An 11243-nucleotide genomic window follows, 5' to 3' on the forward strand; every position below is an offset into this window, starting at 1 on the left:
GTCAGTTATCAGTCATCAGTTAGAAGTGGTCTCCCCACTTCCCCAATTCCCCACTTCCCCACTTCCCCACTGATAACTGATTACTGTTTACTGATCACTGAAAAAAGCATCCCATTTCCCCCTCTCCTAAGAATCGACTGCTAAGATCGAACATAGCGATCGATCTCTCGCTCCCACGATATCTGATAAAACTATCCATGGTCATTAAAAACAACCCCTATTATCGGGCTTTCATCGGCTTTTGGCTCGCTTTCCTTGTGTTTTGGGGTTTTGGGAGTTTCTCACCCCTTCTTGCCCAAGCGAAAGAGCAATCAGCCGATGTGCAATCAATTACCCCCTACCTTAAGCAATTTCAACAAAAAATTACCGAATTTCGCCTCGATAACGGAATAAAATTCATTATCCTCGAAAATCGCGATGCCCCGGTTATTTCCTTTGTCACCTATGCGGACGTGGGAGGTGCCGATGAACCGGACGGTAAAACAGGAGTTGCTCACTTTTTGGAACATTTAGCCTTTAAAGGCACAAAAACCATCGGTACTACCGATTATCTTAGCGAGAAAAAAGTCCTCGATCGCCTTGAAGCTATAGACAAAGAACTGCAAGCGGCCAAAAAAGCGGGTAAAAGCGCAGAAGTGGCTAAATTAACCGCAGAATTTCAACAAGCGAGGGCAGAGTCCGAGCAATTCGTCCAACGCAACGAATACGGGCAAATCGTCGAAACTCAGGGGGGAGTCGGTTTAAATGCCACCACTTCCACCGATGCAACCAGCTATTTTTACAGCTTCCCGTCGAATAAATTGGAATTGTGGATGTCTTTGGAATCGGAACGATTTTTAGAACCAGTGTTCCAACGGGAATTTTACAAAGAAAAAGACGTAATTCTGGAAGAAAGACGGATGCGGACGGATAATAGCCCCTTGGGTTTATTAATCGAAGCTTTTCTCGATCAAGCTTATACTGTCCATCCCTACAAACGTCCCGTTATCGGCTACGATCGAGATATTCGCAATCTGGAACCCTCAGATATCCAAAACTTTTTCGATAAATTTTATGCTGCCAGTAATTTAACCATAGCTATCGCCGGGGATGTGGACCCAGAACAGGTCAAACAGTTAGCTAAGGTTTATTTTGGTCGTTTTCCCGCTAAACCAAAACCCCCACAGGTGACAGTAGTGGAACCGGACCAAACCAAAACAAAGGAAATTACCCTAAAATTAGCCTCGCAGCCTTGGTATTTAGAAGGATACCATCGTCCCGCCCTCAATCATCCCGATCATGCGGTTTACGAGGTTATCGCCACTTTAATGAGTGAAGGAAGAACTTCGCGACTGTATAAAGCTTTAGTGGAGGACAAACAACTTGCCCTCGCTGCCCAGGGATTTAACGGCTTTCCGGGAGATAAATACCCGAATTTGCTCTTATTCTATGCTCTTACCGCTCCTAATGCCAGTGTGGAGGAAGTAGCGCAGGGTTTGAATTTAGAATTGGAAAGATTGAAAAATGAACCGGTTTCGGAACAGGAATTAGAACGGGTTAAAAATCAACTACGGGCAGCCCTATTAAGAGGTCTTGATTCTAACATGGGCATGGCGCGATCCTTGATTGAATACGAGGTAAAAACCGGCGATTGGCGTAATTTATTCGCCCAATTAGATGCTTATAATGCTGTCACCGCAGCCGATATTCAACGGGTGGCTAAAGAGACTTTTACCCCCGAAAATCGCACTATTGGCCGAATTTTACCGAAATAGAGAGATAGGGAGATAGGGAATTTTTCAGTCAGCAGTGAACAGTAAACAGTAATCAGCTTCTGAAGGCAAGAGGCAAAAGAAATAATCCAGCAATTCTCCTACACACTGTCTACTTAAAACTGCAATCTGATAACTGATAACTGATAACTGATAACTGAAATCCCTAAAACCCTAACACCCTAACACCCAACACCTAAAATAAATATAATCATGAAAAAACGCTTCCAATGGCTAGGTTTAATAGTTATCACCCTGATAGGTGTCCTAGCTTTTCGTTCCCCGGCAATTGCCCAAACTCCGCGACATTTTACCGATTTAACTTTTCCTCCCCTTCCTGAAGTGACAGTTCCCCAATACGAGCGCTATCAACTAGATAATGGTATGGTGGTTTATTTAATGGAGGATCGGAGCTTACCGTTAGTGAGTGGTACGGCGATGATTCGCACAGGAGGAAGATTAGAATCCGGGGAAAAAGTCGGATTAGCTGATATTACTGGAACCGTGCTGCGTAGTGGTGGCACGGAAAAACATCCTTCTAATGTCTTAAATCAATTATTAGAACAAAGAGCAGCCCTAGTAGAAACCTCGATCGATCTTAACGCTGGAACTGCTAGTTTTAGCGCTCTTAGTGAAGATTTAGAAACAGTTTTTAATCTCTTTGCCGAGGTTTTGCGTTCCCCAGCTTTTGAAAATCAGAGGGTAGAATTAGCCAAAGTTCAGGAAAAAGGGGCGATTGCCCGACGTAATGATGATCCCGATGATATTGCTAGTCGGGAGTTCCGCAAGCTAGTCTATGGTGATAATAGCCCCTACGCTCGTACTGTAGAATATAGCACTTTAGCTAATATTGACCGTCAGGATTTAATCGATTTTTATCGTACCTATGTCCGTCCCGACCAAATAATTTTAGGAATTGTCGGTGATTTTGATTCTCAGTCGATGAAAGCATTAATCAATAAAACTTTTGGCAATTGGAAAAATCCCGCAACTGCCACTAAAATTGTCACCCCTTCGGCAACCCAAAAAAATCTTCAAGGTGTCTTTGTCGTCAATCAACCCCAATTAACCCAGAGTAGCGTTTTATTAGGTCATCTTGGGGGTCGTTTGGATAGTCCCGACTATCCCGCTTTAACGGTATTAAATGAGATTTTAAGCGGTTTTGGTGGTCGTTTATTTAATGAAGTACGTTCCCGTCAAGGATTAGCTTATTCTGTCTATGGTATCTGGAATAGTCGTTATGATTATCCCGGTTTATTTATTGCCGGAGGTCAAACTCGCACCGATGCCACCGTACCTTTTATTAAGGCAATTTTAGGCGAAATCGAGCGCCTTCGCAATCAACCCGTTACTGCAAAAGAATTAGAAGATGCTAAAAATGCTATTCTCAATTCTTTTGTTTTTAAGTTTGAGAAACCTGCTCAAAATTTATCGCGATTGATGACGTATGAATACTATGGTTATCCCCAAGATTTTATCTTCCGTTATCAACAAGCGGTAAAAGGTGTGACAATTGCTGATATTCAACGAGTGGCACAACAATATCTACAACCGAATCAAATTGTGACTCTAGTAGTGGGTAATGAACAGGAAATTCAACCTCCCTTATCCAGTTTGGGAACTACGGTTAAAACTGTTGATGTCACCATCACACAACTATAAATAAATGTAGAGATGTCGGGTGTGTTATATGACGCTAACACACCTGAGAAAATTTTTCTTGTAAATGTTGACAAATTGCGTATCATAAAAGCATAGTCTTCATCAATTCCCCAGAGACTTTTAGGGTCAGTATGCAATGCTCATCGAATTTAGTGTCGGTAATTATCGGTCTTTTAAGGATGTAGTCACTCTCAGTATGGTGGCTGCAGATGAAGCAACAGGTAATGATGAGCTTGATAAAAATAATGTTTTTAAGGTTAATCAGAATTTTAGTTTATTAAAAAGTGCTGCTATTTATGGAGCAAATGCTAGTGGTAAGAGTAATTTGATTCTGGCCTTATATTTTATGCAAAGTTTTGTAATTAATTCCTCGAAGTTACAAATTACAGATAAGATAAATTTAGAAAAATTTCGATTAAGTTCTGAAACTGAAGATAAACCTTCTTTTTTTAAGATAGTTTTTCATCTAGATAATAAGATCTATGAATATAGCTTTGAAGTCACCCAAGAGCGAGTAATTTCTGAGGGGTTATCTTGCACTCCCAAAACTCGCAAAACCAATATATTTAGCCGAGAAAAAGATAAAATTAAATATAGTAAAAGTCTGTTGAAGGGCAAAGATGTCAAAGATTTAACCAAAAAAAATACTTTATTTCTATCGATTGCCGCTCAGTTTAATGACCCGTTAGCAGGAAAGATTTTACTTTGGTTTAGTAGATTAAAAATTATATCGGGTTCGCAATTTGAAAATTTAAGACAGCTATCTCTTGACTATCTTTCTAGGGAGCCAAATCTTAAAAATGAAATCGTTTTCTTAATTAAAAAATTAGATTTGAGTATCAAGGATATGAGTATAGAAGTGGGACGGACATCCCTAGATAATTTTCATAAAGATATTCCTGATCGAGTTAAAAACAAAGAATTTCGCCTTGATAATTATATCTATAACTCCATTGAAACCTATCACGAAAAGTATGATTTAGAAGGAAGGATAATAGGTTTAGAAAGCTTTCAAATGAATAAACATGAGTCTCGCGGTACTCAAAAAATATTTGCTTTGTTAGCACCAGTTTTATCTGCTTTAAAAAAAAGTGAGGTATTAATAATTGATGAACTTGATTCTCTACTACATCCCTTAATGGCAATAGCAATTATTGGATTATTTAACTCTAAGATAACTAACCCTAAAAATGCTCAACTTATTTTTGCCACTCATGATGTTAATTTACTTAGTAATCAACTTTTTAGGAGAGATCAAATCTGGTTTACCGAAAAAAATCGCCAAGAAGCAACGGATTTATATTCTCTGGTCGAATTTGATATTGATAATAATGCTTCCTTTGAACAAGATTATATTCAAGGTCGCTATGGTGCAATACCTTTTATTGGTGATTTAAGCAAAGTTATCGGTGATTAGTATGGCTAAAAAAGATGGTAATTATGGTTATTTAAAACGTCAAGCTAACAATAGACAGCCAAGGGAAACATTTTTGATTGTTTGTGAAGGCGAAAAAACTGAATACTATTACTTTACTTGTTTGAGGGAAGATTTAAAATCTAATAACATTAAAATAAAAGTTAAGGGAGAAGGTCAAAATACCTTGAGTTTAGTCAAGAAAGCAATTAATATTAAAAACAATGAAAAATCAGCATCTTACGATCAAGTTTGGTGTGTTTTTGATAAAGATAATTATACCAAAGAGCAATTTAATCAAGCTGAAGGACTTGCCAAAGAAGAAAATATCAAGATTGCCTATTCTAATGAAGCCTTTGAAATTTGGTATATTTTGCACTTTCAATATCTTGATACTGCTATACCTAGAAATGGATACGGGCGTATTTTAACTACTCAAATGACAAAAAAGGGATTATTTAAGGAGAAAGAAAAATATGAAAAAAACCGAGAGGATATGTATGAAAAATTAAATGACTATCAGTCTACAGCAATTATCAATGCCGAAAAACTTATTAAACGGCGAGATGAATTAAAACAACATCCTTTTGATCCCTACCCTTCCACTACCGTACATGAATTAGTGAGAGAACTTAATAAAAATAGTCGCTTAACTATTTTGAGATAGAGCAGTTATCTTAATGGTGAGATACGAAGTTTTCCTTTTGGCGAGCCCGTCGTCGATACCAAATTAGGTTACAGTTAATCTTGACGAGAAACGCTATAATTAAGGCTATCATTGAGGAAAGTTACTGTTGAGACCCCTGAATAATGTATTAATTTTTGTATAAAAAGCTAGACAATTAAACCCTTTAGAGATAGGGTGATAGTGGCTGAGTTTGCTATTAAGAGTTTTGTAAATAAATATCAAACTCAAGGGTTTTTGAAGATGGTATCTCGTTAAACTGAAAGTATAAAGTACAGAGGTAAAAATACTTATGATGCTACTACAAGATGTTGCGAGAACCTCTAGAGAACAAGCATTAATTCTGTGGTTTGAAGAAGTAGATAGTAAAGATGTGGGATTAGTCGGTGGGAAAAACTCCTCCTTAGGCGAAATGATCCAACAATTAACCCCGAAAGGGATTAATGTCCCCACAGGATTCGCCACCACCGCTTACGCTTACCATCAATTTGTCGAAAAAGCCGGACTAGACGCACAATTAAGACAAATTTTCCAAGATTTAGACGAAAACGATGTGCAGAACTTGCAAGAAAAAGGTAAACAAGCGCGCACATTAATCTTAAATACACCATTCCCCGATGATTTAAGTCATGCGATCGCTATTGCCTATCGCCGACTCTGTGAACGTTATGGCGATGATCTCTATCATTCCATTGATGTGGCCGTTCGCTCGAGCGCCACTGCCGAAGACTTACCAGAAGCGAGTTTTGCCGGACAGCAGGAAACCTATCTCAACGTCCAAGGGGTGAGGGGAGTTTTAGAAGCTTGCCATAAATGTTTTGCCTCTTTATTCACCGATCGCGCTATTTCCTACCGTCATCATAACGGTTTCGATCACTTTGCCGTCGCCCTTTCCGTCGGTGTCCAAAAAATGGTGCGTTCAGATCTAGCCACCTCTGGGGTGATGTTTTCCATCGATACGGAAACAGGGTTCAAAAATGCCGCTTTAATCACGGCAGCCTACGGTTTAGGGGAAAATGTCGTGCAAGGCGCTGTTAACCCCGACGAATATCTAGTTTTTAAACCCACTCTTAAAAACGGCTACAAACCCATCCTCGACAAACGCCTCGGCAGTAAAGCCATCAAGATGATCTACGATGATGGAGGATCGCGTCTAACCAAGAATATCCGAGTTAACAAGCTAGAACAGGATCAATTCTGCATTAATGACCAAGAAATCCTTACTTTAGCCCGTTGGACGACCGAAATCGAGGAACATTACTCGCAAGTGCGCGGAACCTACACCCCCATGGACATCGAATGGGCAAAAGATGGGATCACGGGAGAACTCTTTATCGTTCAGGCGCGTCCAGAAACCGTACAATCGCAAAAAGCCGCTAATATCCTTAAATCCTACGAAATTAAGCAAAAAAGTGACGTTTTAGCAGTGGGACGGAGTGTAGGTGCGGCAATCGGTCAAGGAAAAGCCAGAGTCATCCTCAGTGTAGATAAAATCAACAACTTTAAACCGGGAGAAGTTCTCGTCACCAATCGCACGGATCCCGACTGGGAACCGATTATGAAACAAGCAAGCGCGATCGTTACTAATCAAGGTGGTCGTACTTGCCATGCCGCTATTATCGCGCGAGAAATGGGCATTCCGGCGATCGTGGGTTGCAATAATGCCACGGAAACGATTAAAACCGGACAGGAAGTCACCGTTTGCTGTGCGGAAGGGGATGAAGGGAAAGTTTACCTCGGATTGCTACCCTTTGAAATTCGCGAAACTCCCCTGGATAATTTGCCCGAAACTCGGACAAAAATCCTGATGAATATCGGTAATCCCGAAAAAGCCTTCGCTTTTGCCGATATTCCTGCCCAAGGTGTCGGTTTGGCGCGTCTAGAATTCATTATCGCTAACCATATTCAGGCCCACCCCAGCGCTTTGCTGAAATTCCACGAATTGGAAGAAGGGGACGTAAAAGACCAAATCGCCGAATTAACCAAACACTACCAGGATAAACCCCAATTTTTCGTCGATAAATTGGCCCGGGGAATTGCCATGATTGCAGCCGCATTCTACCCCAAAGATGTAATTGTGCGGATGTCCGATTTTAAATCCAATGAATACGCTAATTTATTGGGTGGCAAACCCTTTGAACCCAAGGAAGAAAACCCGATGATCGGTTGGCGCGGTGCTTCCCGTTATACTGATCCTAATTATCGCGAAGCTTTCGCTTTGGAATGTCGGGCGCTGAAAATGGTACGGGAAGAAATGGGATTAACTAATGTGATTCCGATGATTCCTTTCTGTCGTACCCCCGAAGAAGGGATGAGAGTCCTCGAAGAAATGGCGAAAAATGGTCTCGAACGCGGGGTTAATGGTTTGCAAGTTTATGTGATGTGTGAGTTACCAAGTAATGTAATTCTTGCTGACCAATTTGCTCAGGTGTTTGACGGATTTTCGATCGGTTCTAATGATTTGACCCAATTAACCTTAGGATTAGATCGGGATTCTGCCCTAGTTGCCCATCTTTTTGATGAACGGAATGAGGGAGTTAAACGCATGGTGAAAATGGCCATTGAAACCGCTAAAGCCCATAATCGCAAAATCGGTATCTGTGGTCAAGCCCCCAGTGATTACCCCGAATTCGCTCAATTTTTAGTGGAATTAGGCATCGATTCTATCAGTCTTAATCCTGATTCTGTCCTCAAAACTTTATTGATTGTGGCAGCAGTGGAGAAAGGACAATAGTTTAGTGATAAAGGTGGGCAAGTCCCACCTTTTTTTGTATTGGTATGTTGACAATATTAATCTAGTTCTGCGTTCATAATACTGGAGTTCTTCATTAAAAAAACTGATAAAGATTCCCGAATCACAATAAGGTTTTTTGATCGACTTTTTTTTCAAAACTAACCTCTAATTGAATTGATAATATTAGACAGGGAAGAAGCAGCAGATTTTTTAGGAAAAACTTTCAGTTCCTGCACTTGAATATTGATTTTTTCTCCATGCAAATACTGCCGAATTAACCCAAAAACATAAACTCTTTTTCCTAATGCTTCTCTAGCTTGTTCAAAAAGTTCTTCAGGAAAAAAACATTTAATAATTTTGTTATCAGTTAGGCTACGAATCCCCATCTTTATCTTTTGACGATTGGCAATATTAATAGATACTAACTGCCCTTCAATAGAGCCATAAATACTATAAAAATTTTGCGTAATTTCATCTACATTATTATCCCTAAACATCAGTTTTTTTGTACTAATTCAACTAAACTAACTTCATCTTTTTAGTTGTCTCTTAACAAAGATTAACTTTAAACTGCGGTCAAGAGATAAACCTAGATTTCGTCAGGATTAAGGCCTAATTCCCGCAGTTTATTTGCCAATCGTTCCGCTCGTTGTTTTTCCTGATTATAGCTAGTGAAAGCTTGTCCATCGGGATAAAAAAGCAACATTTCCGGTTCTCCTAACTGAAAACGTATTCCTAAACGGGGACTAACCCAATTATCGAGAGTTTCTAGAATTTCTAGCTGATTTTCGCCTCTTATCCCACCACTAGCATCGTTTTTATGTGGATCATAAAGATAATATTCCTCGACCCCATAACGCTGATAAAATAGCTGTTTTTTGGATCTTTCCGTGAGGGTGTTACCCAGAGAGAGGATTTCAAAAACCACCTGGGGACTAATATTATTTTCTAACCATTGTCGATAGGAACCCCTTTCCCTTTTTGGTCTCCCAAAAACCACCATGATATCCGGCGCTTGACGCAGTTTATTATCATTTTCCACAGGATACCAGAGTAAATCCCCCGCAACAAAGACATCAGATTGGTTACGAAATAGCCAGTCTAAATTAGTTTTAATTGTCGTAATCCAACGAAATTGCAGGGTATTATCGGCCAGGAGTTGACCATCGCTATCGGGGTAGATAATTTCAGTGACGTTAGTTTTATCTAGTTGCGAAACCATAAGACTAAGTAAAAAAGTTAAAACTAGAAAATGTCAACAACTTAATTCTATTATAGCGAGCATTTGTATTATGTGGCAATTAGGACAAAAATATTGACAAATAGTATAACTTGTGCATTGGACAATAAAGATTTAATTTTTTTGATGATAACGATTGAAAATTTCGTTGGTTCCTAGAAAATTTTTGTCTAATTTTGGGAACTATAATTATAATAAGACTATCAACTGGAATTAGGACAAGAGGATGAGTGGCGGTTTAGTCTATCGACAAAGTCCAGAAGAAGAGGAATTAGAGCAAAAAGTTCTATTGACAACTTTTGCAAGAGAGATCAAGGACAAAATCAAGGATTTACAATCTCGGTTTCAGAACAGTCCACTGGGTTACGGTGGCCATTGCTTTCCAACCTAAAAACTTACCGACCGGTTCGGCTTTTTCAATGCCAATCCGCAGCAGTTCCCCTCCTAATTTACTATGCCATTGCAAGAGGACTAATTCACTTTCAATTGTAACAGTGTTAGCAACAAGACGACCCCCGGGGCGCAGCGCTAACCAACAGGTTTCCAATAGGTGGGGTGTGGTGATACCGCCACCAATAAAAATAGCGTCCGGTGGCGGTAAATCTGCCAAGGCGCTCGGTGCAATTCCGGCGACGATTTGCAGATGGGGCGTTCCCAAGGCGGCGGCATTATCGGCAATGTATTGTAATCTGGTGGGATGATGTTCGATCGCAATAGCCTGGCAACGGCGATCGCTACGCAGCCACTCAATGGCAATGGAACCACAACCCGCTCCCACATCCCAGAGCAATTGTCCGGGTAGGGGAGCCAATGTACTCAGAGTGATAGCACGAACTTCTCTTTTTGTCAACTGTCCGTCATGATGGTAAGCAGAATCCGGCAGTCCGGGAAGGCGCGGCGCCCGGGTAGGAGGATGGGAGGAGATACAGCTAATGGCAATGACATTTAAATCTGCCAGATCTGTAAACTGCCAATCGTTGGCGATGCCTTGAATGTGGCGTTCCTGGGTTCCCCCTAGATGTTCTAAAACCGTGATGGAACTTTCGCCAAAACCTGCCTCGGTTAGAAGCCGAGCAGCGATCGCAGGAGTCTCGGCATCGGCGCTCAGTACCAGCAGTTTAGCACCGGGATAAAGCACCCCATTTAACAAAGCCGGAGGACGGCCGCACAAACTCAAAGTTTCTACTTCACTCAGGGACCAACCCAAACGACTACAGGCAAGACTAAAGCTAGAAGGAGAGGGAATAATCGTCATTTCCTCCAGGGGAATCTGACGGGTGAGGGTGACACCAATTCCGTAGCACATAGGATCACCACTGGCCAAAACACAGACGGATTGACCACGAAGGCGGATAATCTCGTTCACAGAGTCTTGAATGGGAGAAGTCCAGAGCAGTTTTTGCCGTTGATCCTCTGGGCGTAACATTGCCAGATGACGTTCACCACCGACAATAACTGATGCTAAAGAAAGCAGACTTCGCCCCACTGAACTTAACCCTTCTAAGCCATCTTCACCAATTCCTATGATCGATAGCCATTTCGACTTACAATTGCGATCCGCCATATTAAAAAAAAATCGCTACTATTTCATTATCTGCCATCAGGCTCTATCCTTCAAACAAGATATAATCGGGTTAGTGCCAAGTTAATTCAGAGGAAAAATTATGACCACCACCGCCGATGATGTTTGGAAATTATTAGCCGAATTAGTAGAAGCTCAAAAAGAGACAGAAAGATGCTTTCAAGAAACCGAGCGA

Annotated in this window: 8 protein-coding genes and 1 pseudogene; 6 read left to right on the forward strand and 3 right to left on the reverse strand. The window is 40.7% G+C overall.

The genetic code is table 11. The features are described 5' to 3' along the window. Positions 1-197 precede the first annotated feature (197 nt). The 5 genes from IM479_RS18555 (at position 198) to ppsA (ending at position 8246) form a co-directional block, all read left to right on the forward strand. Positions 198-1754 (forward strand): M16 family metallopeptidase, encoded by a 1557-nt coding sequence (locus IM479_RS18555; protein WP_287080232.1) that lies wholly within the window; start codon positions 198-200, stop codon positions 1752-1754. 210 nt (positions 1755-1964) lie between these two features. Then, complete coding sequence (locus IM479_RS18560; protein ID WP_287685243.1) at positions 1965-3413, forward strand: M16 family metallopeptidase; 1449 nt, start codon at positions 1965-1967, stop codon at positions 3411-3413. 136 nt (positions 3414-3549) lie between these two features. Further along, complete coding sequence (locus IM479_RS18565) at positions 3550-4830, forward strand: AAA family ATPase (protein WP_287685244.1); 1281 nt, start codon at positions 3550-3552, stop codon at positions 4828-4830. A 1-nt stretch (position 4831) separates the two neighbouring features. Next, positions 4832-5494 (forward strand): RloB family protein, encoded by a 663-nt coding sequence (locus tag IM479_RS18570; RefSeq protein WP_286824768.1) that lies wholly within the window; start codon positions 4832-4834, stop codon positions 5492-5494. 310 nt (positions 5495-5804) lie between these two features. Beyond that, positions 5805-8246: a phosphoenolpyruvate synthase gene (ppsA, locus tag IM479_RS18575; RefSeq protein ID WP_287685245.1), complete on the forward strand. Its 2442-nt coding sequence runs from the start codon at positions 5805-5807 to the stop codon at positions 8244-8246. A gap of 158 nt (positions 8247-8404) precedes the next feature. Here ppsA and IM479_RS18580 read toward each other — a convergent pair whose 3' ends face one another. The 3 genes from IM479_RS18580 to cbiE all read right to left on the reverse strand — a co-directional run bounded on the left by IM479_RS18580 (position 8405) and on the right by cbiE (position 11050). After that, positions 8405-8743, reverse strand: a complete 339-nt coding sequence (locus IM479_RS18580) for a hypothetical protein (protein WP_287685246.1) — start codon at positions 8741-8743, stop codon at positions 8405-8407. 92 nt (positions 8744-8835) lie between these two features. Then, complete coding sequence (locus IM479_RS18585) at positions 8836-9468, reverse strand: Uma2 family endonuclease (protein WP_287685247.1); 633 nt, start codon at positions 9466-9468, stop codon at positions 8836-8838. 349 nt (positions 9469-9817) lie between these two features. Further along, complete coding sequence (gene cbiE, locus IM479_RS18590) at positions 9818-11050, reverse strand: precorrin-6y C5,15-methyltransferase (decarboxylating) subunit CbiE (RefSeq protein ID WP_287685248.1); 1233 nt, start codon at positions 11048-11050, stop codon at positions 9818-9820. Positions 11051-11150: 100 nt separating this feature from the next. Between cbiE and IM479_RS18595 the strand changes: the two are divergent. Further along, a pseudogene (locus IM479_RS18595) lies at positions 11151-11243 on the forward strand (DUF3782 domain-containing protein); the annotation flags it as partial.

The organism is Microcystis sp. M165S2 (genome assembly GCF_020245885.1).
Taxonomy (GTDB): domain Bacteria; phylum Cyanobacteriota; class Cyanobacteriia; order Cyanobacteriales; family Microcystaceae; genus Microcystis.